A 24159-nucleotide genomic window follows, 5' to 3' on the forward strand; every position below is an offset into this window, starting at 1 on the left:
ATGGCCGTGGGCGGCGCCTATTTGTATCGTGAAGCAACACCGTCCCTGAATGAACTTACCCCGGGAGGCTTCATGCATTGTTTCGCAATCCCTGCCATCGCCCGCCCGGCACCTGCCGCCGTGCCGGTGGGCACCCGCTGGTCATCAGCGGCCCTGGCGCTGCTGCTGGCCGCCTGCGTGCACAGCCCGCAGGCGGCGGTGCCCCCTGTGTCTTCTTCGCCGCCGCCGGCTTCGCACGCACATGCCGGCAGCGGTAGCGGCTGCAGCGAGATGCCCGGTGGGCGCGCCGCGCTGGATGGCGTGGCCCGGGAGCTGCAGGCGCAAGGCATGGCACTTGAAGCCACCTGCCCCGTCGCCGCCGGCGAATGGGTGGTGCGGGTGCGGGTGGTGGACGGCATGAAGGCCAGCAAGGTTGTGCGCGGCCCCCTGGCCGATGGGCACGATGTGGACATGGGCACGCCCGCCGGCGTGAGGCAGGGGGGCGCGGAGCTGGCCGCGCGGGGCTTCTCGCCGGATGTGCTGCACAACCGCCAGTGGCTGCGCACGCTGATGGCGCGCCATGAATTCGACAATGCCGCCGATGCCTGGTGGCGCTTTGCGCAACGTGCCCGGGTTCCTGCACCGACGGCGGAAACCGACCTCGCCGCGCGCTGACCGTGGCGGCCGTGCGTCGCCGCGCCGGAGAGCATCGGGGTGGACAGGGGCGTCATTTCAGTGGGCGGAACATTTCATTTGCTGAAATTTTGAGCAGGTACAATCCTGCCTCCTTTTTCAGCATTCGCTGCTGCACCTACCGCGCCCCTTCATGCACATCGGCCACATTCCTCTGGCGAACCGCTTGTTCGTCGCCCCGATGGCGGGCGTCACGGACCGGCCGTTTCGCCAGCTGTGCAAGGCGCTGGGCGCGGGCTACGCGGTGAGCGAGATGGTGACCTCGCGCAAGGACTTGTGGAACAGCCTCAAGACCTCGCGCCGGGCCAACCATGAAGGGGAGCCCGGGCCCATCGCCGTGCAGATCGCAGGCACCGATGCGCCGATGATGGCCGAGGCCGCGGTCTACAACGTGGAGCGCGGCGCGCAGATCATCGACATCAACATGGGTTGCCCGGCCAAGAAGGTCTGCAACAAGTGGGCGGGCTCCGCCCTGATGCAGAACGAGGCGCTGGCCGTGGAGATCGCCGAGGCCGTGGTGCAGGCGTGCGCGCCCTTCAACGTGCCCGTCACGCTGAAGATGCGCACCGGCTGGTGCCAGGAGCACAAGAACGCCGTGGCGCTGGCCCGCGCGTTCGAGGGCGTGGGCATCCAGATGCTCACCGTGCACGGCCGCACGCGCGAGCAAGGCTACAAGGGCCATGCGGAGTACGACACCATCGCGGCGGTGAAGGCGGCGGTGAGGGTGCCCGTGGTGGCCAATGGCGACATCACTTCGCCCGAGAAGGCGCGCGACGTGCTGGCCGCCACCGGGGCCGACGCGATCATGATCGGCCGTGCCGCACAGGGCCGGCCGTGGATCTTCCGCGAGATCGGTCACTTCCTGGCCACGGGCGAGCACCTGGCGCCACCGCTGGTGGCCGAGGTGCGGCGCCTGTTGCTGGACCACCTGCAAGACCACTACAGCCTGTATGGCGAGCTGACCGGGGTGCGCAGTGCGCGCAAGCACATCGCGTGGTACCTGCGTGCGCTGCCCGGCGGCGAGGCCTTCAGGCAACACATCAATACGATCGAGGACTGCGCCGCGCAGTGGCAGGCCGTGGCCGACCACCTGGATGCCCTTGCGCAACAGATGGACCGGCTGCCCGCCGCCACCGGCACGGACGCAGAACCAGAAGAACAAGAGGGAATGGCTGCATGAGCAAGAAACACATAGAAGAATGCGTGCGCGAGAGCCTGCAAGGCTACTTTCGCGACCTGGGCGGAGAGACGCCCGACGGCATGTACGACATGCTGGTGCGCGTGGTCGAGAAACCGCTGCTGGAAGTGGTGATGACCCATGCCGACAACAACCAGTCCCGCGCCGCCGAATGGCTGGGCCTGAACCGCAACACGCTGCGCAAGAAGCTGGCCCTGCACAAGCTGCTCTGACCGGCGCACGATTGCTATTAAATGTATAGCTTCTGGCGCTTATCCATAAAGCGCCAGGCCCTGTTTTTATTCAAACTCTCCCCACCACCACTGCCATGAACGCACTTCTTTCCGTCTCCGACAAGACCGGCATCGTCGAATTTGCACAGGCCCTGCATGCGCTGGGCATCAAGCTGCTGTCCACCGGCGGCACCGCCAAGCTGCTGGCCGACCAGGGCCTGCCCGTGACCGAGGTGGCCGAGGTCACCCAGTTCCCAGAGATGCTGGACGGCCGCGTGAAGACGCTGCACCCCAAGGTGCATGGCGGCCTGCTGGCGCGCCGCGAGCTGCCCGAGCACATGGCCGCGCTCCAGGAGCATGGCATCGACACCATCGACCTGCTGGTGGTCAACCTGTACCCCTTCGAGTCCACCGTGGCCAAGGCGGGCTGCACGCTGGCCGACGCCATCGAGAACATCGACATCGGCGGCCCGGCCATGGTGCGCAGTGCCGCCAAGAACTGGAAGGACGTGGGCGTGCTGACCGACGCCTCGCAGTACCCCGCCGTGCTGGCCGAACTGAAGGAAAACGGCAAGCTTTCCGACAAGCTGCGGTTCGCGCTGTCGGTGGCCGCGTTCAACCGCATCGCGCAGTACGACGGCGCCATCAGCGACTACCTCTCGTCCGTCACCTTCGAAGAGGAAAAGCTGTCCGAAACCTACGTGCCCGCGCGTGCCCAGTTCGCCGGCCAGAGCAACGGCATCTTCACCAAGGTGCAGGACCTGCGCTACGGCGAGAATGCGCACCAGCAGGCCGCGCTGTACCGCGACCTGTACCCCGCGCCCGGCTCGCTGGTCACGGCCGAGCAGGTGCAGGGCAAGGAGCTGTCGTACAACAACATCGCCGACGCCGATGCGGCGTGGGAATGCGTCAAGAGCTTCGAGGCGCCTGCCTGCGTCATCGTCAAGCACGCCAACCCCTGCGGCGTGGCCGTGGGCCTGGACGCGCTCGATGCCTACGGCAAGGCCTTCCAGACGGACCCCACCAGCGCCTTCGGCGGTATCATCGCCTTCAACCGCACGGTGGATGGCGGCGCCGCCCAGCAGATCGCCAAGCAGTTCGTCGAAGTGCTGATGGCGCCGGAGTTCACGCCCGAGGCGCTGGAGGTGTTCAAGGCCAAGGCCAATGTGCGCCTGCTCAAGATCGCCCTGCCGCCGCATGCCGGCAAGGCGCAGCAGCTCACCGACTGGCAGCGGGGCCGCAACGCCATGGACGCCAAGCGCATCGGCTCCGGCCTGCTGCTGCAGACCGCGGACAACCACGAGCTGTCGCTCATCGACCTGAAGGTGGTCACGCACAAGCAGCCCACGCTGGAAGAGATGGAAGACCTGCTGTTCGCCTGGAAGGTGGCCAAGTACGTCAAGAGCAATGCCATCGTCTTCTGCAAGGGCGGCATGACCATGGGCGTGGGCGCCGGCCAGATGAGCCGCCTGGACTCGGCCCGCATCGCCAGCATCAAGGCGGGCCACGCGGGCCTCACGCTGCAGGGCACCGTGGTGGCCAGCGACGCATTCTTCCCCTTCCGCGACGGCCTCGATGTGGTGGTCGATGCAGGTGCGACCTGCGTGATACAGCCCGGTGGCTCCATGCGCGACAACGAAGTGATCGATGCCGCCAACGAGCGCGGCGTGGCCATGGTGTTCAGCGGGGTGCGCCACTTCCGCCACTGATTCGGGCGGCGGGGCGCCATGCAAGAAGCGGCTTCCTGGGAAGCCGCTTTTTTTTGGGAGGTACTCTCGGAACGGGGAGAGAGTCAGGTTCCGAAGTTCATCGGCAGCCCTACGTAGTTCTCGGCCAGTGAGACCGAGGCTGCGCGCGAGTGCACCAGGTATTCCAGCTCGGCCTCCTGAATCTTCTGGCCGAATTCGCCAGTCTCTGGAAAACGGTGCATCAACGAGGTGAACCACCACGAGAAGCGCTCGGCGCGCCACACGCGGCGCAGGCAGCGGTCGGAATAGGTGTCGATGCCGGCGCTCGACTTCTCGCCGTAGTAGTCGGCGAACGCATTCCACAGGTAGCCCACGTCACTCGCCGCCAGGTTCAGGCCCTTGGCGCCGGTGGGCGGCACGATGTGGGCCGCGTCGCCCGCCAGGAACAGGCGGCCAAAACGCATGGGCTCGGCCACGAAGCTGCGCAGCGGGGCGATGCTCATCTCCAGCGCCGGGCCGGTGACCAGGTTCTCGCGCGCCTCGGGGTCCAGGCGGTTGCCCAGTTCGGCCCAGAACTGCTCGATGCTCCACTGCTCCACCTTGTCGGTCGATGGCACTTGCAGGTAGTAGCGGCTGCGCGTGTTGCTGCGCATGCTGCACAGCGCAAAGCCGCGCTCGGTGTTGGCGTAGATCAGCTCGTGCGAGACAGGCTTCACGTCGGCCAGCACGCCCAGCCATCCAAAGGGGTAGACACGCTCGTAGGTGCGCAGTGCGCCTTCGGGCACGCTGGCGCGGCACACGCCGTGGTAGCCGTCGCAGCCCGCGATGAAGTCGCACAGCACCTCGTGCGTCTGGCCGTCCTTCTCGTAGGTGACGCGCGGCTGCTGGCCGTCGAAGCCGTGCACGGCCACGTTCTGCGCGTCGTACACCGTGGTCAGGCCTTCGGCGGCGCGGGCGTCCATCAGGTCGCGGGTGACTTCGGTCTGGCCGTACACGGTCACGCGGCTGCCGCCGGTCAGCGCGTGCAGGTCGAGGCGGTGCCGCGCGCCCTTGAACAGCAGCTCGATGCCGTCGTGTGGCAGTCCTTCGGCATGGGCGCGGGCGCCGACACCCGCCTGGTCCAGCAGGTCCATGCTGACCTGCTCCAGCACGCCGGCGCGGATGCGGCCCAGCACGTAGTCGGGGCTGCGCTGTTCGATGATGACGGCGTCGATGCCGGACTTGTAAAGCAACTGGCCGAGCAGCAGGCCGGCGGGGCCTGCGCCGATGATGGCAACCTGGGTACGCATGGTGGACAACCTCACAAAGCAAACAAGGGCGCTGGAAAGCGCTAAGACAACAGCGCCAAGCGTAGGTTGATCCATGTCAACGCGGCGCCCGCCCGGCGCCCTGGCGCGCGGTGGGTGGACGTGATGTGCGATCATCGCGCAATCTTCCACAGCCCCCGGCGCATCGGGCGCCCGCACCCCAGGGCATCGACCGGCCGACCATGGACCCCCGCATGACCACCGTTCCCATCGCCAAGGCAGATTTCATCGAAGGCATGGCCAAGGGCCTGGCGGTGCTGGAGAGTTTCGACACCGAGCGCCAGCGGCTCAATGCCACGCTGGCCGCGCAGCGCACCGGCCTCACGCGCGCGGCGGCGCGCCGCCACCTGCTCACGCTGGCGCACCTGGGTTATCTGGAGACGGATGGCAGCTACTTCTGGCTGGCGCCCAAGGTGCTGCGGTTTTCGGGCAGCTACCTGGCATCGGCCCGGCTGCCGCGGGTGCTGCAGCCCACGCTCAACCGGCTGGCGGCACAGACGCAGCAGTCATTCTCGGCCGTGGTGCTGGATGGCGGCGAGGTGGTGATCGTGGCGCGCAGCGGGGTGTACGGCGCGCCTTCGCGCGTGCTGGCCTATGGCCTGCACCTGGGGGCGCGGCTGCCGGCGCACCCCACGTCCACGGGGCGCGTGCTGCTGGCCGCGTTGCCACCGGCGGCGCTGACGGCGTGGCTCAAGGCCTGCCCGCTGCACCGGCTCACGCCCCACACCATCACCCAGGTCGGCCCGCTGCGGCAGGTGATTGCCAAGGCGCGCCGCGACGACCATTGCCTAGCGGTGGAGGAGCACGAGCTGGGCGTGCACGCGCTGGCCGTGCCCCTGCGCAATCTGCAGGGCGACACGGTGGCCGCGCTCAATGTGGTGGCGTCGCCCAAGCAGGTGGACGAGCGCAGCCTGCAGCGCGACATGCTGCCACTGTTGCAGGAGGCCGCCCGCGAGCTGCGGGGGCTGCTGTGAACGAATGCTAACGTCGAGTTAGCAAGCAGGAATATTCATAAAAATGGCCGATAGCGCTTGATGGGTAAGCGCTGGTAGCTATTATTTTGATAGTTCCTTGAAGACTTCGCGGGCGGCTGCCACGGTGGCGGCGATGTCGTCGGCGGTGTGTGCCGCGCTCACGAAGCCCGCCTCGTACAGCGCCGGCGCGATGTAGATACCGCGATCAAGCAAGCCGTGGAACAGCTGGTTGAAACGCGCGCTGTCGGTCTTGAGCACCTGGGCGTAGTTCTGGGGCAGCTCGGGCATCAGGAAGAAGCCGAACATGCCGCCTTCGCTGTCGATGCTGAAGGGCACGCCTTCGGCCGCCGCCGCGGCAGCCAGCCCATCGACCAGCGAGCGCGTGGTGGCCGACAGGGCGTCGAAGAAACCCGGCTTCCTGATCTCGCGCAGCGTGGCCAGCCCGCAGGCCGTGGCCACCGGGTTGCCCGACAACGTGCCCGCCTGGTACACGGCCCCCAGCGGTGCCAGGTGTTCCATGATGGCGCGCGGGCCCCCAAAGGCGGCCAGCGGCATGCCGCCACCGATCACCTTGCCCAGCACCGTGATGTCGGGCTTGAAGCCCGGGATGCTCCGGGCGTACACGCTCTGGGCGCTGCCCAGGGCCACGCGAAAGCCCGTCATCACCTCGTCGAGCACCAGCAGCGCGCCGTATTCGGTGCACAGCTCGCGGCAGCGCTTCATGAACGGAACGCTGGCGCGCACCAGGTTCATGTTGCCCGCGATGGGCTCGATCATCACGCAGGCCAGTTCCTTGCCATGCAGGGCAAAGGCTTCTTCCAGCTGGGCGACGTTGTTGTATTCGAGCACCAGGGTGTGCTGCACCACCTCGGGCGGCACGCCTGCGCTGGTGGCGTTGCCGAACGTGGCCAGGCCCGAACCGGCCTTGACCAGCAGCGAATCGGCATGGCCGTGGTAGCAGCCCTCGAACTTGATGAATTTGCTGCGGCCCGTGGCACCGCGCGCCAGTCGGATGGCGCTCATGCCGGCTTCGGTGCCCGAGCTGACCAGGCGGATCATCTCCATCGAAGGCACAAGGCTCAGGATTTCCTCGGCCAGCTCCACTTCGCGCTCGGTCGGCGCGCCAAAACTGAAGCCTTCGAGCGCGGCGCTCTGCACGGCTTCGAGCACGGCGGGGTGGCCGTGGCCCAGGATCATCGGACCCCAGGAGCCGATGTAGTCGATGAAGCGCTGGTCGTTGGCGTCCCAGAAGTAGGCGCCCTGGGCGCGCTTCACGAAACGCGGCGTGCCGCCCACGGCCTTGAAGGCCCGCACGGGCGAGTTCACGCCACCGGGGATCAGCGCCTTGGCGCGTTCGAACAGGGGGATGTTGAGGTCAGTGCTTGGTGTCATGGGGTGGCATCACAAAGCCTTCGAGGGCCTGTGCTTCGTCAATCGGGGGTTCTTCTTCATCGCCGTCGGCCTCGTCGTCGTCGGGCTGGGCCCAGAACATGCGGTCGGGCACGATGTGCCCCATGCCGGGGCGAAAGCCGGCGTCCAGGCAGCGGTCGAGGTAGCCCAGGGCCTCGCTGGTGGCCTCTCCCAGGTCGTTGCCGCTGGCCACCAGGGCGGTGAGCGCGGCGGACAAGGTGTCGCCAGCGCCGGAGAAGGTGGCGTCGAACAGTTCGAACTTGCCGCTGCCCAGCACGGTCTGGGGCGAGGCCAGCACGTTCTCGACAAACTGCTCGGGCAGTGGAATACCGGTGACCAGGGTGTAGGGCACACCCATCTCGGAGGCGGCCCGGGCGATGTCGCGCGCGGTCGGGCTGCGGTCGCTGGTCCAGTCCGGCAGCAGCCAGCGCCACAGGGTGCTGTGGTTTCCAACCAACACCGAGGTCTGCGGTAACAACAATTCCCGGAAGGCGTCCAGGTACTCATCGATCAGCTCGTCGCGCCACCAGGACAGGTTGGGCATGTAGGCGATCACGGGCACTTCGTCGTAGTCGGTCGTGATCTCGGCGATGGTGCTGATGTTCTCCGGGCTGCCCACGAAACCGACCTTGATGGCCTGTACCGGCAGGTCCTCCAGGACGGCGCGGGCCTGCTCGGCCACGGCCTCGTCGTCAAAACTGAAGTGGTCGAAAATCTCCGCGGTATCGCGGGCGTACGCGCCGCAGACCACGGCGATCGGGTGCCCGCCCACGGAGGCGATGGTGGTGATGTCGGCCGTCAGTCCGCCGGCGCCGCTGGGGTCGCTGGCATTGAAGACGAGCACGCACGCAGGGCTTGCGTCCTCCGAACCGTCATCTTCGAGATCTATGATTTCTGGGGGGGGAGGGGATGCTTTGGCGGTCATGGACCAGATCCTGCTTGAGGGGCGGCACCGGCGCCGTGGCCCGCGGAGATGACTAGATACAATCGTTGCATTCTATGTGAAGGCCCTTTAAGCTGTGACCGACTCTAAAACTTGGATGTGTTTGATTTGCGGTTGGATTTATGACGAAGCAGAGGGTTCACCTGAGCACGGCATTGCACCCAACACTCCATGGGATCAGGTTCCCATGAATTGGACCTGCCCTGAATGTGGCGCCCGCAAGGAAGACTTCGAGATGGTTCAGATTTGAGGCGCACCAGCATCATGTGCTGCCGCGTTGTTTATTTTTCCATCGGGAGCAGTAACAATTGACTACAACAGGCGCATCTTTCAAAGTGCTAGTGGTGGATGACAGCAACACCATCCGTCGAAGCGCCGAGATTTTTCTCAAGCAGGGGGGGCACGAAGTCTTGTTGGCCGACGACGGCTTTGATGCTTTGGCCAAAGTCAACGATTACCAGCCTCAGCTGATTTTCTGCGACATCCTCATGCCCAAGCTCGACGGGTACCAGACCTGCGCCATCATCAAGCGCAACGCCCGTTTTGCAGATACTCCGGTGGTAATGCTGTCTTCCAAGGACGGCGTATTCGACAAGGCGCGCGGGCGCATGGTCGGCTGCCAGGAATATCTCACCAAACCGTTTACCAAAGACCAGTTGCTGCAGGCAGTGCAGCAGTTTGGCAATTCCCAACAAGGAGCGATGTAAATGCCCATCCAGAAAGTACTGGTCGTCGACGACTCGAAGACCGAGTTGATGTTTTTGACGGACCTGCTTCAGAAAAAAGGCATGCAGGTACGCACCGCTGAAAATGCCGATGAAGCCTTTCGCCGCCTGGCGGAAGAAAAGCCCGATCTGATCCTCATGGATGTCGTGATGCCCGGCCAGAATGGCTTTCAACTCACGCGCGCCATCACCCGCGACCCGCTGTATGCCGACGTGCCCATCATCATGTGCACCAGCAAGAACCAGGAAACGGATCGCGTCTGGGGGATGCGGCAGGGTGCGCGGGGCTACATCACCAAGCCCGTCGATCCCGCCGAACTGCAGGCCAAAATCGACGCCCTGAACTGAGGCTGCGGCGCGTTCATGGCCAACCGCGAAGCCCTGCGAGAGCTCCAGACCCGACTTGCCAGCCGCCTTCAGGCCGCAAGAACCGAAGGGACCTCTGTGTCATCCTGGCTGGCTGTCGAGTCCGCCGGGAGTTTCTATTTGCTGCCCCTTGGACAGTCGGGGGAGATTTTCCCCTGGGTCTCGATCCAGGCGGTGCCCTATACCCAAAGCTGGTTCCTGGGCGTTGCCAACCTGCGCGGCGGGCTGGTCGGCGTGGTGGATCTCGCGGGGCTCCTGGGCTCCGCGGCGCCCCGTACCGAACAGGCCCTGTCGGAGGCCAGCCTCCTGGCTTTCAACGCGGCCCTCGAAGTCAATGCCGCTTTGCTGGTGGACCGCCTGGCCGGCCTGCGCGGGACCGATGCGTTCGTGTCCTCCGAGCCTCCGGCCGAGGATTCCCCTGCATTCTTCGGCACCACGTATATCGATTCCAGCGGCGCGCGCTGGCAGGAACTGAACTTGCAGATCCTGTCCCAACATCCCGCTTTCCTGAGCATCAGTGCTTGAGTTTTTCTGTAAGGCTGCACCATGTCCGTCGTCAATCAATTTGGAAAACTGTTCAACCGGAAACCTGCCACACCGGATGCAGGCGCGATTGCCGGCACGGCCGACGACGGGCAGGATATTCTTGCCACGGGTTCGCTGGACGGCGCGCAATTGCGCGACGCGTACCAGGCCGAAGCCATGAACAGTGTTCAGGGTGACCCGGACGGCTATGCCCCCGAGCAGTCTGCCCAGGACGCGGAGGAAGACCTCATCTCCCTGCCACTGCTGGGCCGCTCGACCGCTGCAGCCCACCAGCGCCGCCTGCTCGGCCTGCTGGCTGTGGGCGTGATCGTCCTGGCCTTGATCGCTGCCTGGGTGCTGCGGCAGGCCGACCGCTCCGCGCAGCAGCTTGCTGCAACGGGCCAGTCCCTCATGCAGTCGCAGCGCCTGGCGAAGTCGGTGTCGCAGGCGCTGGTGGGAAGTCCGCAGGCCTTCCCGGACGTGGTGGAAAGCTCCGGCGTGCTGGCGCGCAATGTGCGCGCCCTGAATGCGGGTGATGGCGAACTCGGCGTGGAATCGCTGGGTGAGCCCTACAAGCCCGATCTGGACGCCGTGAACCCGCTCATGGAACGTGCCGAGCGCAATGCCAGCGTGGTGATGGGCCAGCAGAAGATCCTGACGCAGGTGGGGGACGCTCTGCGCACCATCAACCGCCAATCGTCCGACCTGCTGGAAATCGCCGAGACGGTGTCGTCCCTCAAGCTGCAGCAGAACGCGCCTGCCGCCGAGATTTCCGCCGCCGGCCAGCTCGTGATGCTGACCCAGCGTATCGGCAAGTCGGCCAACGAATTCCAGACCATGGAAGGCGTGAGCCCCGAGGCCGTGTTCCTGCTGGGCAAGGACTTGAATTCGTTCAAGGAAATCGCCCAGGGCCTGCTCGATGGCAGCCCTGAACTGCGCCTGGCCGCCACCAAGGATGCCCAGACCCGCGAACAGCTCGAAGCCCTGGTCAAGCTCTATGAGCAGACCCGCACGCAAGCCAGCGCCATTCTGGGCAACCTGCAAGGTCTGGTGTCTGCCCGTGAAGCCCAGTCGGCGATCATTGCCGACAGCGAACCCCTGCGCCGCCAGCTCGAAGGCCTGCAGAGCAAGCTGTCCGCCCAGACGGGTGTGGGCGGTGGACAGCTCGCTGCCCTGGCCCTCGCCGGCCTGTTCGTGATCTTTTGCGGCGTGGGGATCTCGCGCGTGCAGCTGCTGGACAGCCGTGGCCGCCAGGCTGCTGCCGAAATGCAGCAGAAGGACGCCAAGCGCCAGGAGCAGGAAGCCAAGCGCGTCAATGACGCCAACCAGGCCGCCATTTTGCGGCTGATGAACGAACTGCAGTCGGTCGCTGAAGGTGACCTGACCCAGGAAGCCACCGTGACGGAAGACATCACGGGCGCCATCGCCGACTCGGTGAACTACACGGTGGAAGAACTGCGCCAGCTGGTGGGCAGCGTGCAGAACACGGCCACGCGGGTGGCGCAGACGACGGCCCAGGTGGACAACACGTCCACGGAGCTGCTGGCGGCATCCACCGAGCAGCTGCGCGAAATTCGCGAAACCGGCCGCTCGGTGCTCGACATGGCCACCCGAATCAACGAGGTGTCCACACAAGCGCAAGAGTCCGCCACGGTGGCCCGTCAATCGCTGCAAGCTGCCGACTCGGGCCTGCAGGCCGTGCAGAACGCCATCGGCGGTATGAACTCCATCCGCGACCAGATCCAGGACACCTCCAAGCGGATCAAGCGCCTGGGCGAATCGTCGCAGGAGATCGGTGAAATCACCGAGCTGATTTCCGACATTACCGAGCAGACGAACGTTCTGGCCCTGAACGCTGCCATCCAGGCAGCGTCCGCCGGTGAAGCCGGCCGAGGCTTCTCGGTGGTGGCCGAAGAAGTGCAGCGGCTGGCTGAACGTTCCGCAGACGCCACGCGCCAGATCTCGGCGCTCGTGAAGGCGATTCAGACCGACACGCAGGATGCCGTGGCCGCTATGGAACGCTCCACGCAGGGTGTGGTGGAAGGGGCGCGCCTGTCCGACAGCGCCGGTACCGCACTGACCGAGATCGACCGCGTGTCGCGCCGCCTTGCCGAACTGATTGAGCAGATTTCGTCCTCAACATCCCGGGAAGCCGTTCTGGCCAACGAAGTGGCCGACAACATCCAGCACATTTTTGCGGTGACCGAGCAAACGGGTGAAGGTACCCGAACCACAGCGCAGCAGGTGCGCGAGCTCTCGCACATGGCTGAAGAACTGCGCCAATCGGTGGCACGGTTCAAGATCGCCTGACGCTGTAGTCATCAACCAGCTGGCTCATAGCAGCCGGGGACGAATCCATGTCATCTATTGATGTCAACAATGCACCGGCCGCGGATGGGACCCAGGGAGATCAGGACCTGGGTCCTTTGGCGTGGGTGCTTGACGAACTGCGCAAATCCCTTGACGGTGCTGTCAAGGCCATGCGCCGCTTTGTGCGCGATGCGGAAGCCGCCCGCGAATCGGATCTCGCGGCGCTCGATGCCGGCCCGCTGCGCATTGCCCGGCAGCAGCTGCACCAGGCGTGCGGCGCGCTGGAAATGGTGGGCATGGGCCCGCCGGCGCTGGTCCTGCGGGCCATGGAGTCTGCCGTCCAGAAGTTCGTGCAGCGGCCCGAGACCTGCAGCGACGACGCCGCGGCCGTCATCGAGCGTGCGAGCTTTGCGCTGATCGAATACCTGGAAACCGTTCTGGCGGGCAAGGCGGCTTCGCCCGTTGCGCTGTTCCCCCAGTACCGCGACGCGCAGGCGCTGGCCGGCGCGGACCGCGTCCATCCTGCCGACCTGTGGCCTGTGGAGCGCAGGTTTCGCGAGCCCGAGGGCGCAGTGTCGGTCACGCCGCTGCCGTACGGTCCTGAAGCGCGCGCGCGCCTGGACGCCGCGGTGCTGCGAATCGTCAAATCCGGTGATCTGCGGGCCTCGTTGAGCCTGAGGGACACCTGCCTGGGCTTCGTGGCGGCCCAGCCGGACCGCCAGTCCCGCGCTTTCTGGAAGATCTGCGCGGGCTTCTTCGAGGCCTTTGGCTCCGGCCTGCTGCCCGCGGATGTCTACGTCAAGCGCGTGGCGTCCCGTGTGCTGATGCAGTACGCCACCCTGGCCAAGGGCGACACGACCATTGCAGACCGCCTGGTGCAGGACCTGCTGTTCTTCTGTTCCCAGGCCAGGCCGGCCGATGCGGCCGCCAGCGACGTGCCCTCGCTGCAGGCCGTGCGGCAGGCCTTCGCGCTGGACCGGTTCAAGCCGGTCGACTATGAAGCTGCGCGGTTCGGCCGTTTTGACCCCGCCATGCTGGCGCAGGCACGCAAGCGGATCGCCGCGGCCACCGAGACCTGGTCCGCGCTGGCCGGCGGGGACCGCAACAAGCTCAAGCCCGCGGCGGATCAATTCAGCCTGGTGTGCGACTCGCTGCGCAAGCTGCATCCCGGAAGCGAAAGCCTTGCGCAGGCCCTGACGCGCGCACTGGAATCCACCACCCGTTCCGGCGAACCGCCCTCGGCCGCCTTGGCCATGGAAGTGGCAACCTCGGTCCTGTACCTGCAGGCGGCCTTTGAAGAGCTGGATGCGGGCGACGACCAGATGGAAATCCGCGCGGGCAGGCTCGCGCAGCGCCTGGATGCCGTCGGCGCGGGCGCGGAGCCCGAGCCCCTGGAACAGTGGATGGAGGAGCTGTACCGCCGGGTCAGCGACAACCAGACCATGGGCAGCGTTGTCGACGAACTGCGCTCCACGCTGGGCGAAGCCGAGAAGGCGCTGGATCAGTTTTTCCGCAATCCGCAGGACACGGCGGTCCTGGCGACCGTCCCCGGCCATCTGGCGCAGATGCGCGGTGTGCTGTCCGTGCTGGGCCTGGACCAGGCGTCGCTCGCGGTGGTTCGCATGCGCGACATGGTGGAGCGCCTGCTCATCAACGAGGTGCCCGAGGCCGATCGCCAGGGTGTCTTCGAGAAGCTGGGCAACAGCCTCGGCGCGCTGGGGTTCCTGATCGACATGCTCAGCTACCAGCGCACCATGGCCCGCAAGCTGTTCGTGTACGACGAAGAGCTCGGTGAACTGCGCATCCTCATGGGCAAGACCCGTCCGCGTGCGTCGGATGCCGTGGAAGAGGCGCCAGCCAAGCTGGAAGAGCGGGCCGCCATCCCATTGCCCGACGTGGTGCCACGTTTTCCCGTGCCGGAACCCTTCGGCGAGCCCACGGATTTCGGATCCCTGCCTTCCCTGCCGGACATGCCGTCCGAGGTGGCCCCTGCGCAGCTGGCGCCGGTGGATCCGGGGTCGCTCGCACCCGATATTTCCTTTGATCTGCCCGTCGCCACAGAGGGTGGCGGCGCGCCGGTGCCCCAGGCGGCAGCGCCCGCGCCCGCAGCGGCGCAGGCACCGGAGATCGAGGATGAACTGCTGGAGGTCTTCCTGGAGGAGGCCCGCGAAGTGGTGGTCAATGGCCTGGCCGCCATTGACGTGCTTCAGGATGAGCCGGGCAACCTCAGCGAACAGACCACGCTGCGCCGTGCCTTCCACACGCTCAAGGGCAGTTCGCGGATGGTCGGGCTGAACGATTTCGGTGAAGCGGCCTGGTCCATGGAACAGGTGCTCAACGCCTGGTTGGCAGAGCAAAAGCCGATGCAGCCTAGCCTGCTGCAGCTGTCCGCGGACGCGCTGCGGGCATTCAGCCGCTGGGCGGACGATATCGCCGCGGGCCAGGCTTCGGGCTGGCAGCCAGACGCATTCCGCAAGTCCGCGGATGCCATGCGGCTCGACGGCACCCTGCTGCCGCTGGCCACCCCGTCCGCCAGCGAGGACAGCCCCCCGCAGGCTGCACCCGTGCAGGAGCAGATGCAGGAAGCTGCGGCCCTGGACGGCGTGCCCATCGAATCGCTGGAGCCAGAAGCTGCAGACGCACCACAGGCGGTGGAAGAGGCGCTGGCCATCCCCGACTTCGAAGCCACCGAAATCTTCGACCACGCACCCGAAGTGCCGGCGGATCAGGCCGTGGCCTCCCCCGAGGTGGCCGAGGAGATCGATTTCTCCGTGTTTGCAGCCGCGCTGGACGAAGCGCCCGCAGACGCCGCGGTGATCGATCCTTCCAGTGCCGACTTCGTGCTGGATCTCGAACTGCCCGACCTGGAACCCGCCGTGGCGGCGCCTGAGGCCGAACTTCCGGCGCCAGCGCCCGCGTTGTCCGACGAACTGACTGAGGACGAAGTGGCCGGGCTGCTGTCGGCGCAATCCCTGGATGCCGCCGAGCCGCTGGAAGCTCCGGAGCCGGGGGAACTGGAGGCGCTGGAGCCATTGCCGGAGGCCGGTGCGCCCGAGCCCGAAGCCCTCGTGCCTGCCGAAGCGGTGGAAACCGTGGACGCCGAGCCCGTTGCTGCAACGCCGGAACTGGCCGAGGCCCTGCCGCTGGAGGACAGCAGCAGCGACGAAGCGGTCAAGGTGATTGACACGCTGCGCATTGGCATTCCGCTTTACAACGTCTATCTGAACGAAGCCGATGAATGGTCCCGCCGCCTGGTGACCTGCCTGCAGGAATGGTCGCTGGAACTGCACGAGCCCCTGCCGGACATCGCGGTGGCGTTGTCGCACTCGCTCGCGGGCAGCTCCGCCACCGTGGGCTTCAATGCCCTGTCCGAAATGGCGCGCGTACTGGAGCATGCGCTCCAGCACGTGACATTGCAGTCCGGCGGCACCCAGGAACAGGCCCAGGCCTTCATGGCGGCGGCGGAAGATATCCGCCGGTTGCTGCACCAGTTCGCGGCCGGTTTCCTCAAGGAGCCCAGCCAGGAAGTGCTGGAGCAACTGCGCCAGATCTTGCAGACCGAGGTGGACAACACCCTGTCGCCGCCCGAAGAAGATGCGGAAGCCGCAGACGGGCTGGCGGTGGAGTCGGTGGCACCGATCGGCGCGGAAGCCGCGCAGCCGCTGCCCCCAGCCGAACCCGTACCCGATGTCCCCGCCGAGCTGACGCCCGTGCCGGTTCCCAAGGGGCATGTGGCGCCCGCGCTGTCCGCCGTGGTGCACGACCACGACCAGATGGTCGACGACGCGATTGCCCATGCCGTGGCGCTGGGTTCGGACGTGGATGACGACATCGATGCGATCGACGTCATCGATCCGGACCTGTTCCCGATCTTCGAGGAAGAGGCCGCGGAACTGCTGCCGCAGCTCGGTGGAGCCCTGCGCCAGTGGGCTTCGCGCCCGGACAACCTGGGTGCACGCAGCGAGGTGCTGCGGGCATTGCACACCCTCAAGGGCAGCTCGCGCCTGGCGGGTGCCATGCGTTTGGGCGAAATGGCCCACCGCCTCGAATCCGCCATCGAGCAGCTGGACGCCGAGACGGTCACCTCCGACCAGATCGAGCCCCTGCAGGCCAGCTTTGACGGCCTGCAGGCCAACTTCGAGGCCCTGCGGACCATTGGGCAGAGCCCCGCCGACACGGTGGTGTCGCTGCCGGTCGAGGCCGTGCGCGCCAGTTCCCCGGTGGACCTGTCGGCAGTGCCGGTGGATGCGCCTGCACAGGCGCTGGCAACGCCGCCATCGGCGCCTGCCGTGCGCCTGCCGGCACCCTCCCAGCTTGCGCCGCTGCGCGTGGCGTCCAACCAGTCGGTGCGTGTGCGTGCGCAGCTGCTGGACCGCCTGGTGAACCAGGCGGGCGAAGTGATGATCAGCCGATCGCGCCTGGACGTGCGGCTGGGCCAGTTCCGCAGTTCGCTGGCCGACCTGTCGGGCAATCTGGACCGCCTGCGCCAGCAGCTGCGGGACATCGAGGTGCAGGCCGAATCGCAGATGCAGTCGCGCCTGGCCCTGTCCAAGGATTCGGCCGCTGGTTTCGATCCGCTGGAGTTCGACCGCTTCACCCGCGTGCAGGAACTCACGCGCATGATGGCCGAGTCGGTGAACGACGTGGCCACCGTGCAGCGCAACCTGCAGCGCACCATGGAAGGCGCCGAAGACGACCTGATCGCCCAGGGCCGCCAGGCGCGCGAACTGCAGCGCGACCTGCTGCGCACCCGCATGGTGGAGTTCGAAGGCATTGCCGAGCGCCTTTACGCCGTGGTGCGCCAGGCCTCCAAGGAAACCGGCAAGCAGATCAAGCTCGATATCACCGGCGGCTCCATCGAGATGGACCGTGGCGTGCTGGACCGCATGACCCCGGCGTTCGAACATCTGCTGCGCAACTGCGTGGCCCACGGGATCGAGAACCCCGAGGACCGGGTCGCCGCGGGCAAACCGGCGTCCGGCACCATCACGGTGGATCTGCACCACGAAGGCAACGACGTGTCGGTGGAGTTCCGTGACGATGGCGCTGGCCTGAACCTGCCGCGCATCCGGGAAAAGGCACTGTCCCAGGGCCTGATCGAACCCGATGCGCAGTTGAGCGATGCCGAAGCGGCCAACCTGATCTTCACGCCCGGTTTCAGTACCGCCAGCGAAGTGACCGGCCTGGCGGGCCGGGGCATCGGCATGGACGTGGTGCGCTCGGAGATCAATGCACTGGGCGGGCGCATCGAGACCTCGACCGAGGCCGGCAAGGGCGCTGCCTTCCGCATGGTGCTGCCACTGACCACGGCGGTGACGCAGGTGGTGATGCTGCGTGCCGGCGATCTGGCGATCGGCGTGCCCGCCAACGTGGTCGAGATCGTGCGGCGCACCTCGGCGGCAGACCTTGAAGTTGCATACCGTACCGGCCATTTCGACGATGGCACGGAGCAGCTGCCGTTCTTCTGGGCCGGGGCGCTGCTGCAGGCTTCTGCGCGCAGCAACGAGCCGGCTGGCAAGACGCGACCTGTGGTGATTTTCCGCAGCGCATCGCAGCGCATCGCCATGCACGTGGACGAAGTGCTGGGCAACCAGGAAGTCGTGGTGAAGAACCTCGGACCCCAGTTGTCCCGCCTGCCAGGCCTGGCAGGCATGTCGGTGCTGGCCTCGGGTGCCGTGGTGCTGATCTACAACCCCGTGGCGCTGGCCACGGTGTACGGGGATCAGGTGCGGGCAGCCCATGTGGATCTGCCTCCCGTGCTGGAGGCCGATGGTTCGGGCGCTGGCGGCAAATCCGTGGTGTCGCTCCAGCTGGCGGGCCCCAGCCAGGTGCCCCTGGTGCTGGTGGTGGACGATTCGATCACGGTGCGCCGCGTCACGCAGCGCCTGCTGCAGCGCGAAGGCTACCGTGTGGCGCTGGCCGCCGACGGCCTGCAGGCGCTCGAGCGGCTGCAGGAAGAGCGTCCCACGGTGGTGCTGTCGGACATCGAAATGCCCCGCATGGACGGCTTCGATCTGGCGCGCAACATCCGCGCGGACGGTGCGTTGCGCGACCTCCCCATCATCATGATCACGTCGCGGATCGCCGAGAAGCACCGCGAGCATGCCATGGAGCTGGGGGTCAACCACTACCTGGGCAAGCCCTACTCCGACGAAGAACTGCTGAGCCTCATTCAGCACTACGCACGCATCGCAGCCGCGGTGGAGGCCTGACCCATCGCGCGCCTCGCGGCCTGTGGCCGCGGGCAGGCCTGCCCTTCCCGGGGCGGGCCCGTGGCGCACTTCCTGCCCTTCCTGGTGCAGCCGCGGCGCCCGGCAGAGCGTTGCACCCCCTGAACATGGCAGAGCCGACCGTGTGCGCTATGCCACGCCACGCCGCGCGGGGGCTGGGCCGCGCTGGCGTGGGGCGGCCTCTCAGGCCGCCGCCGAGGTGACCACTGCGTAGCGCTCCAGCGTTCTTTGGCGTGCCGCCGCGTGGTCCACGATCGGCAGGGGGTAGTTCTGGCCAAGTTGCACGGCCGCCTCCTGCAGCTCCAGGGGCCGCGCCGTCCAGGGCGCATGCAGGGCCTTGTCGGGCAATCCGGCGAGCTGCGGCAGGTAGCGGCGGATGAACTTGCCCTGCGGGTCGAACTTTTCGCTCTGGCTGACAGGGTTGAAGATCCGGAAGTACGGCTGCGCATCGCAGCCGCTGGAGCTGGCCCATTGCCATCCCCCATTGTTGGCGGCCAGGTCGAAGTCGTTGAGGTGGGTTGCAAAATAGGCCTCGCCCCGGCGCCAGTCGATCCCCAGGTCCTTCACCAGAAAACTGGCCACCACCATGCGCAGGCGGTTGTGCATGTAGCCCGTCTGGTTGATCTGCGCCATGGCGGCGTCGACCAGCGGGTAGCCGGTGCGGCCCGCGCACCAGGCCGCGAACAGGGCGTCCGCGTGGGGGCCGGTTTCCCAGTCGATGGCGTCGTAGGCCGGCTTGAAGGCATGCCCCACCACGTGCGGGTGGTGGTGCAGGATCTGGAAGTAGAAGTCCCGCCAGATCAGCTCGTTGAGCCAGGTGGCGGCGCCCGGATTGCCCTGGGCCGCGAGCTGGTGGGCCGCGTGCGCCAGCAGGCGCGGCGAGATGGTGCCAAACCGCAGGTGCACGCTCAGGTAGCTCGGGCCCTTGACCGCCGGGAAATCGCGGGTGACCCCATACTGCGCGATGCGGCCCAGAAAGTCGTCGAACAGCTGCCGGGCCCCGCTGGCGCCGGTGGGCAGCCCTGGCTGCGCTGTTGTGCCTGCGGCGGGCACGAAGCCCAGTGCCGCCAGGCCGGGAATGGGCTTGCAGTGTTCCGCGGGCCGGGGCGCCAGCCGGTGCGCGTGGCGCTCCACCGGGTAGCCCGTCAGGTGGAACGCGTCGATCTTCTTCAGCCACGCGTTCTTGTAGGGCGTGAACACGCTGTAGGGCGTGCCGCTCTGTGTCAGCACCTCGCTGCGCTCAAGGATCGTGTGGTCCTTGGACGTGTGGAAGGCCTTGCCCATGGCCGCCAGCCGGGTGCGCACGAGGCTGTCGCGCGCGAGCGCCTGCGGCTCGTCGTCGTGGTTGGCGAACACCGCCTGAACGTTCAGCGCGCGCGCGAATGCGGGAACGGACTCGCTGGCCGCCGCGTGGGCCACGATGAGCCCTCCCTGCGCGTGGCCCGACAGCGCGCGCAGGGCCTCGTCCAGCTCCACCAGCGCCTCCCGGATGAACTCCACGCGCCGGTCGGCCCGGGGCAGGGCATCGAGAATCTCGCGGTCGAAAACGAAGAGGCAATGCACCTGCCGGCACTGCGTCAGCGCGTGGTGCAGGGCCGCCTGGTCATGGGCCCGCAGGTCGCGCCGGAACCAGACAAGGCCGCTGGGGTAGGAAGGCTCTGGAGAGTGCGCCATGTTCACCGTTAAAATTGGCAGATGTCTTCCGATTCTGCGCCCATCAACCTGACGCATCACTTCCTGATCGCGATGCCCGGTCTGGAGGATGAGTCTTTTGCGCGCAGCGTCGTCTACCTGTGCGAGCACAGCGAGCGCGGCGCGCTCGGGCTCATCATCAACAAGCCGACCGACATCACGCTCAAGGGGCTTTTCGACAAGGTCGACCTGTCCCTGCGGCGCGAGGACCTGAGCCGGGAACCCGTGTTCCAGGGCGGCCCCGTGCAGACCGAGCGCGGCTTCGTGCTGCACGAGCCCATGCTCATGGACACGGCCGAAACGGACGAATCCGCCTACGCTTCCACCATGACCATTCCGGGCGGGCTGGAGATGACGACCTCCAAGGACGTGCTCGAGGCCCTGTCCACGGGCGCGGGGCCCCGCAGGGTGCTCATCACGCTGGGCTACTCGTCGTGGGGCGAGGGCCAGCTCGAGTCCGAGCTGGCCGAAAACGCCTGGCTCACCGTGGCGGCCGACCTGTCGGTGATCTTCGACACCCCGGTGCCCGAGCGCTACGACCGCGCCTTGTCGCTGCTGGGCCTCAAGGCCTGGATGCTGTCGCCCGAGGCGGGGCACGCATGACCGGCTTGCCCGCTCAGCCCGCCGTTCCCGCGCACTTCCAGACCTTTCTTGCTTTCGACTTTGGCCTCAAGCGCACGGGCGTGGCCACGGGCAACCGCATGCTGCGCAGCGCCACGCCGCAAGCCACGATCAAGGCCGAAGGCGACGCGCGTTTCGTTCAGGTCGCGCAGCGCATCAAGGAATGGCAGCCCGACGCGCTGGTGATCGGCGTGCCCTACCACCCCGATGGCGCGAGCCACGAGAACACCGAACGTGCGCTCAAGTTCGGGCGCCAGCTGCGCGGCCGCTTCGGCCTGCCGGTGTTCGAGGTGGACGAGCGCTACAGCACCACCGAGGCCATCGCCGGCGGTGCCAAGGATGCGGACGCCGCTTCGGCCTGCATCATCCTGGAACAGTTTTTGAGGAACCTCCCATGAGCAGCAACCCATCCCCCGGCGCGTCCGGCAGTCTCGTGCTGGATGCCGAGGCCCTGTACCGCGAGCTTTTGCGCGGCGTGCGCAGCCTGTGGACCCCCACGACGCGCCTGGCGGGCATCGCCTCGGGCGGTGCCTGGCTGGCCGAGCGGCTGCAGAAGGACCTGGGCCTGGAGGGCGCGCCCGGCGTGCTGTCTTCCGTGATGCACCGCGACGATTTCGCCCAGCGCGGCCTCTCGGCCAGTGCGCAGACCTCGCTGCCGTTCGACGTGAACGGCGCCGACGTGCTGGTGCTCGACGACGTGCTCTACACGGGCCGCACCATCCGCGCGGTGGTCAATGAGCTGTTCGACTACGGCCGCCCTGCCAGCGTGCGCCTGGCCGTGCTGGTGGACCGGGGCGGGCGCGAGCTGCCCGTGCAGGCCGACTTCGCCGCGGCCCGCGTGGCCCTGCCCGCCGCCCAGTCGCTGGCCCTGGCGCGTGGCGACAGCGGTACCTTCCACTTCCAAGTCAAAGAGGCCTGACCGTGCTGAAGAAGCGCAACCCCCAACTCAACGGCAACGGCGAACTCATCCACCTGCTGTCCATCGAGGGCCTGCCGCGCGACATCGTCACGCACATCCTCGACACGGCCGCCAACTTCGTCTCCGTCAACGACCGCGAGGTCAAGAAGGTGCCGCTCTTGCGCGGCAAGAGCGTGTTCAACCTGTTCTTCGAGAACAGCACGCGCACGCGCACTACGTTCGAGATCGCGGCCAAGCGCCTGTCGGCCGACGTGATCAACCTCGACATCGCGCGCAGCTCGGCCAGCAAAGGCGAATCCCTGCTCGACACCATCGCCAACCTCAGCGCGATGGCGGCTGACATCTTCGTGGTACGGCACAGCGAATCGGGCGCGCCCTACCTCATTGCCCAGCACGTGGCACCGCATGTGCACGTGATCAACGCGGGCGACGGCCGGCATGCCCATCCCACGCAGGGGCTGCTGGACATGTACACCATCCGCCACTACAAGAAGGATTTTTCCAACCTCACCGTGGCCATCGTGGGCGACGTGCTGCACTCGCGCGTGGCGCGCTCGGACATCCACGGCCTGACCACGCTGGGCTGCGCCGAAGTGCGCGTGGTGGGGCCGCGCACCCTGGTGCCGTCCGACATGGCGCAGATGGGCGTGCGTGTGTGCCACACGCTCGAAGAAGGCATCAAGGACGCGGACGTGATCATCACGCTGCGCCTGCAGAACGAGCGCATGAGCGGCGCGCTGCTGCCGTCGAGCCAGGAGTATTTCAAGAGCTTCGGCCTCACGCAGGACAAGCTGCAGCTGGCCAAGCCCGATGCCATCGTGATGCACCCCGGCCCCATCAACCGGGGGGTCGAGATTGACTCCGCCGTGGTGGATGGCAAGCAGAGCGTGATCCTGCCGCAGGTGACTTTCGGCATCGCTGTGCGCATGGCCGTCATGTCCATAGTGGCGGGGAACGAGGCGTGATGCCCGGAATGAATACTCCTGTTTTCATAGCTGCTAGCGCTTATCCAATAAGTGCTAGCAGCCAATTTGGCTTCAAATCATGAAGATACTGATCCAGAACGGCCGTGTGATCGACCCCGCTTCGGGCCTCGACCAGACCTGTGACATCGCCATCGCGGCGGGCCGCATCGTCGGCGTCAACCGCGTGCCGCCCGACTTTGCGCCCAAGCGCGTGGTGGACGCCACGGGCTGCATCGTGCTGCCCGGCCTGGTGGACCTGGCCGCGCGCCTGCGCGAGCCCGGCCATGAGCACGAGGGCATGCTCGAATCCGAGATGGCGGCCGCCGTGGCCGGGGGCGTGACCAGCCTGGTGTGCCCGCCCGATACCGACCCCGTGCTCGACGAGCCGGGCCTGGTGGAGATGCTCAAGTTCCGTGCCGAGAAGCTGCACCAGTCGCGCCTGTTCCCGCTGGGTGCGCTCACGCGTGGCCTCGCCGGCGAGGTGCTGACCGAGATGGCCGAGTTGACCGAATCGGGCTGCGTGGGCTTCGGCCAGGCCGAAGTGCCCCTGGCCAGCACCCAGGTGCTGCAGCGCGCGCTGCAGTACGCCGCCACCTTTGGCTACACCGTGTGGCTGCGCCCGCAGGAAATGCACCTCGGCAAAGGCGTGGCCGCCAGCGGTGCGCTGGCCACGCGCCTGGGCCTGTCGGGCGTGCCCGTGGCAGCCGAGACCATTGCGCTGCACACCATCTTCGAGCTGCTCAAGACCACCGGTGCGCGCGTGCACCTGTGCCGCCTCAGCAGCGCGGCCGGTGTCGAGCTGGTGCGCCGGGCCAAGGCCGAGGGACTCAACGTGACCTGCGACATCAGCATCAACACGCTGCACCTGACCGAAAACGACATTGGCTTCTTCGACAGCCGTGCGCGCTTGACGCCCCCGCTGCGCCAGCAGCGCGACCGCGATGCCCTGAGCGCGGCGCTACTGGATGGCACCGTCGATGCGCTGGTGTCCGACCACACCCCTGTTGATGAAGACGCCAAGACCCTGCCGTTCGCCGAGGCCGAACCCGGTGCCACGGGCCTGGAGCTGCTGCTGAGCTTGGCGCTCAAGTGGTCGCAGGACAGCGGCGTGCCGCTCGTGCGCGCGCTGGCCACGGTCACGTCCGAACCCGCGCGCGTGCTGGGCAGTGCCCTGGGCACGCTGCAGGCCAGCGTGGGCCAGATCGTCGAAGGCGGCGTGGGCGACCTGTGCATCTTCGACCCCCAGGCCGCGTGGACCGTGCAGGACGATGCGCTGCGCAGCCAGGGCAAGCACACGCCGTTTTCCGGCTACGAGCTGCCAGGCCGGGTGCGCATGACGCTGGTGGGCGGGCAGGTGGCGTACGGGTGACCCCCCTGTGCCGCTTTGCGCCATCCCCCGAGG

At 67.0% G+C, this 24159-nt stretch carries 20 protein-coding genes; 16 read left to right on the plus strand and 4 right to left on the minus strand.

Annotated features, from left to right (window positions below; all coding sequences use genetic code 11):
* Nucleotides 1-72: 72 nt before the first annotated feature.
* The 4 genes from AC1RCS_RS11895 to purH all read left to right on the plus strand — a co-directional run bounded on the left by AC1RCS_RS11895 (nucleotide 73) and on the right by purH (nucleotide 3791).
* Nucleotides 73-654, plus strand: a complete 582-nt coding sequence (locus tag AC1RCS_RS11895) for a D-Ala-D-Ala dipeptidase (protein WP_492244549.1) — start codon at nucleotides 73-75, stop codon at nucleotides 652-654.
* A 151-nt stretch (nucleotides 655-805) separates the two neighbouring features.
* Nucleotides 806-1852: a tRNA dihydrouridine synthase DusB gene (gene dusB / locus AC1RCS_RS11900; protein WP_218339671.1), complete on the plus strand. Its 1047-nt coding sequence runs from the start codon at nucleotides 806-808 to the stop codon at nucleotides 1850-1852.
* Nucleotides 1849-2082, plus strand: coding sequence for a Fis family transcriptional regulator (locus tag AC1RCS_RS11905; protein WP_218296033.1), 234 nt, complete (start codon nucleotides 1849-1851; stop codon nucleotides 2080-2082). The genes dusB and AC1RCS_RS11905 overlap by 4 nt, the downstream gene beginning before the upstream one ends.
* 95 nt (nucleotides 2083-2177) lie before the next feature.
* Nucleotides 2178-3791: a bifunctional phosphoribosylaminoimidazolecarboxamide formyltransferase/IMP cyclohydrolase gene (gene purH / locus AC1RCS_RS11910; RefSeq protein WP_492244548.1), complete on the plus strand. Its 1614-nt coding sequence runs from the start codon at nucleotides 2178-2180 to the stop codon at nucleotides 3789-3791.
* A gap of 83 nt (nucleotides 3792-3874) precedes the next feature.
* On the opposite strand, the gene pobA is transcribed toward purH, so the two are convergent.
* The gene (pobA, locus tag AC1RCS_RS11915) at nucleotides 3875-5059 is read right to left on the minus strand and encodes a 4-hydroxybenzoate 3-monooxygenase (RefSeq protein WP_492244547.1); all 1185 of its coding nucleotides are present in this window, start codon (nucleotides 5057-5059) and stop codon (nucleotides 3875-3877) included.
* A 212-nt stretch (nucleotides 5060-5271) separates the two neighbouring features.
* Between pobA and AC1RCS_RS11920 the strand changes: the two genes are divergently transcribed.
* Complete coding sequence (locus tag AC1RCS_RS11920; protein ID WP_218296030.1) at nucleotides 5272-6051, plus strand: IclR family transcriptional regulator domain-containing protein; 780 nt, start codon at nucleotides 5272-5274, stop codon at nucleotides 6049-6051.
* A gap of 81 nt (nucleotides 6052-6132) precedes the next feature.
* Here the strand turns inward: AC1RCS_RS11920 and hemL are convergent, their stop codons facing one another.
* Complete coding sequence (gene hemL / locus AC1RCS_RS11925; RefSeq protein WP_492244546.1) at nucleotides 6133-7443, minus strand: glutamate-1-semialdehyde 2,1-aminomutase; 1311 nt, start codon at nucleotides 7441-7443, stop codon at nucleotides 6133-6135.
* Nucleotides 7427-8386, minus strand: coding sequence for a bifunctional hydroxymethylpyrimidine kinase/phosphomethylpyrimidine kinase (gene thiD, locus AC1RCS_RS11930; protein ID WP_218296028.1), 960 nt, complete (start codon nucleotides 8384-8386; stop codon nucleotides 7427-7429). Before thiD ends, hemL begins: the two co-directional genes overlap by 17 nt.
* Before the next feature lie 94 nt (nucleotides 8387-8480).
* Between thiD and AC1RCS_RS11935 the strand changes: the two genes are divergently transcribed.
* From AC1RCS_RS11935 to AC1RCS_RS11960, 6 genes are read left to right on the plus strand one after another with little or no spacing between them, the layout of a single operon-like run.
* Entirely contained in the window at nucleotides 8481-8654 is a 174-nt protein-coding gene (locus AC1RCS_RS11935) for a rubredoxin (RefSeq protein ID WP_082836248.1), read from the plus strand.
* A gap of 58 nt (nucleotides 8655-8712) precedes the next feature.
* Nucleotides 8713-9111, plus strand: coding sequence for a response regulator (locus tag AC1RCS_RS11940; RefSeq protein WP_005796099.1), 399 nt, complete (start codon nucleotides 8713-8715; stop codon nucleotides 9109-9111).
* Nucleotides 9112-9477, plus strand: a complete 366-nt coding sequence (locus AC1RCS_RS11945; RefSeq protein WP_010459520.1) for a response regulator — start codon at nucleotides 9112-9114, stop codon at nucleotides 9475-9477.
* A gap of 15 nt (nucleotides 9478-9492) precedes the next feature.
* Complete coding sequence (locus AC1RCS_RS11950) at nucleotides 9493-10020, plus strand: chemotaxis protein CheW (RefSeq protein ID WP_218296027.1); 528 nt, start codon at nucleotides 9493-9495, stop codon at nucleotides 10018-10020.
* Between the two features lie 21 nt (nucleotides 10021-10041).
* Nucleotides 10042-12330: a methyl-accepting chemotaxis protein gene (locus AC1RCS_RS11955; protein WP_218296026.1), complete on the plus strand. Its 2289-nt coding sequence runs from the start codon at nucleotides 10042-10044 to the stop codon at nucleotides 12328-12330.
* Between the two features lie 47 nt (nucleotides 12331-12377).
* Complete coding sequence (locus AC1RCS_RS11960) at nucleotides 12378-18542, plus strand: hybrid sensor histidine kinase/response regulator (RefSeq protein WP_492244545.1); 6165 nt, start codon at nucleotides 12378-12380, stop codon at nucleotides 18540-18542.
* 201 nt (nucleotides 18543-18743) lie between these two features.
* Here AC1RCS_RS11960 and AC1RCS_RS11965 read toward each other — a convergent pair whose 3' ends face one another.
* Nucleotides 18744-20234 (minus strand): cryptochrome/photolyase family protein, encoded by a 1491-nt coding sequence (locus AC1RCS_RS11965; protein ID WP_492244544.1) that lies wholly within the window; start codon nucleotides 20232-20234, stop codon nucleotides 18744-18746.
* Between the two features lie 21 nt (nucleotides 20235-20255).
* Between AC1RCS_RS11965 and AC1RCS_RS11970 the strand changes: the two genes are divergently transcribed.
* The 5 genes from AC1RCS_RS11970 to AC1RCS_RS11990 all read left to right on the plus strand — a co-directional run bounded on the left by AC1RCS_RS11970 (nucleotide 20256) and on the right by AC1RCS_RS11990 (nucleotide 24126).
* Nucleotides 20256-20855, plus strand: coding sequence for a YqgE/AlgH family protein (locus tag AC1RCS_RS11970; RefSeq protein ID WP_218296023.1), 600 nt, complete (start codon nucleotides 20256-20258; stop codon nucleotides 20853-20855).
* Entirely contained in the window at nucleotides 20852-21271 is a 420-nt protein-coding gene (gene ruvX / locus AC1RCS_RS11975; protein WP_218296022.1) for a Holliday junction resolvase RuvX, read from the plus strand. The genes AC1RCS_RS11970 and ruvX overlap by 4 nt, the downstream gene beginning before the upstream one ends.
* Nucleotides 21268-21792, plus strand: a complete 525-nt coding sequence (gene pyrR / locus AC1RCS_RS11980) for a bifunctional pyr operon transcriptional regulator/uracil phosphoribosyltransferase PyrR (RefSeq protein WP_218296021.1) — start codon at nucleotides 21268-21270, stop codon at nucleotides 21790-21792. The genes ruvX and pyrR overlap by 4 nt, the downstream gene beginning before the upstream one ends.
* Before the next feature lie 2 nt (nucleotides 21793-21794).
* Nucleotides 21795-22757, plus strand: coding sequence for an aspartate carbamoyltransferase catalytic subunit (locus AC1RCS_RS11985; protein ID WP_218339666.1), 963 nt, complete (start codon nucleotides 21795-21797; stop codon nucleotides 22755-22757).
* 79 nt (nucleotides 22758-22836) lie between these two features.
* Complete coding sequence (locus AC1RCS_RS11990; RefSeq protein ID WP_218296019.1) at nucleotides 22837-24126, plus strand: dihydroorotase; 1290 nt, start codon at nucleotides 22837-22839, stop codon at nucleotides 24124-24126.
* The last annotated feature ends 33 nt before the right edge of the window (nucleotides 24127-24159 follow it).

The sequence above is a fragment of the Acidovorax sp. GW823-FHT01C06 genome (assembly GCF_058798375.1).

Bases quoted from the DNA above. Each gene is read 5' to 3' on its own strand.
- hemL (WP_492244546.1), bottom strand. From the start codon at position 7,443: ATGACACCAAGCACTGACCTCAACATCCCCCTGTTCGAACGCGCCAAG.
- AC1RCS_RS11965 (WP_492244544.1), bottom strand. From the start codon at position 20,234: ATGGCGCACTCTCCAGAGCCTTCCTACCCCAGCGGCCTTGTCTGGTTC.
- dusB (WP_218339671.1), top strand. From the start codon at position 806: ATGCACATCGGCCACATTCCTCTGGCGAACCGCTTGTTCGTCGCCCCG.
- AC1RCS_RS11905 (WP_218296033.1), top strand. From the start codon at position 1,849: ATGAGCAAGAAACACATAGAAGAATGCGTGCGCGAGAGCCTGCAAGGC.
- AC1RCS_RS11970 (WP_218296023.1), top strand. From the start codon at position 20,256: ATGTCTTCCGATTCTGCGCCCATCAACCTGACGCATCACTTCCTGATC.
- AC1RCS_RS11950 (WP_218296027.1), top strand. From the start codon at position 9,493: ATGGCCAACCGCGAAGCCCTGCGAGAGCTCCAGACCCGACTTGCCAGC.
- AC1RCS_RS11955 (WP_218296026.1), top strand. From the start codon at position 10,042: ATGTCCGTCGTCAATCAATTTGGAAAACTGTTCAACCGGAAACCTGCC.
- AC1RCS_RS11945 (WP_010459520.1), top strand. From the start codon at position 9,112: ATGCCCATCCAGAAAGTACTGGTCGTCGACGACTCGAAGACCGAGTTG.
- AC1RCS_RS11990 (WP_218296019.1), top strand. From the start codon at position 22,837: ATGAAGATACTGATCCAGAACGGCCGTGTGATCGACCCCGCTTCGGGC.
- ruvX (WP_218296022.1), top strand. From the start codon at position 20,852: ATGACCGGCTTGCCCGCTCAGCCCGCCGTTCCCGCGCACTTCCAGACC.
- AC1RCS_RS11920 (WP_218296030.1), top strand. From the start codon at position 5,272: ATGACCACCGTTCCCATCGCCAAGGCAGATTTCATCGAAGGCATGGCC.
- purH (WP_492244548.1), top strand. From the start codon at position 2,178: ATGAACGCACTTCTTTCCGTCTCCGACAAGACCGGCATCGTCGAATTT.
- pyrR (WP_218296021.1), top strand. From the start codon at position 21,268: ATGAGCAGCAACCCATCCCCCGGCGCGTCCGGCAGTCTCGTGCTGGAT.
- AC1RCS_RS11960 (WP_492244545.1), top strand. From the start codon at position 12,378: ATGTCATCTATTGATGTCAACAATGCACCGGCCGCGGATGGGACCCAG.
- thiD (WP_218296028.1), bottom strand. From the start codon at position 8,386: ATGACCGCCAAAGCATCCCCTCCCCCCCCAGAAATCATAGATCTCGAA.
- AC1RCS_RS11895 (WP_492244549.1), top strand. From the start codon at position 73: ATGCATTGTTTCGCAATCCCTGCCATCGCCCGCCCGGCACCTGCCGCC.
- pobA (WP_492244547.1), bottom strand. From the start codon at position 5,059: ATGCGTACCCAGGTTGCCATCATCGGCGCAGGCCCCGCCGGCCTGCTG.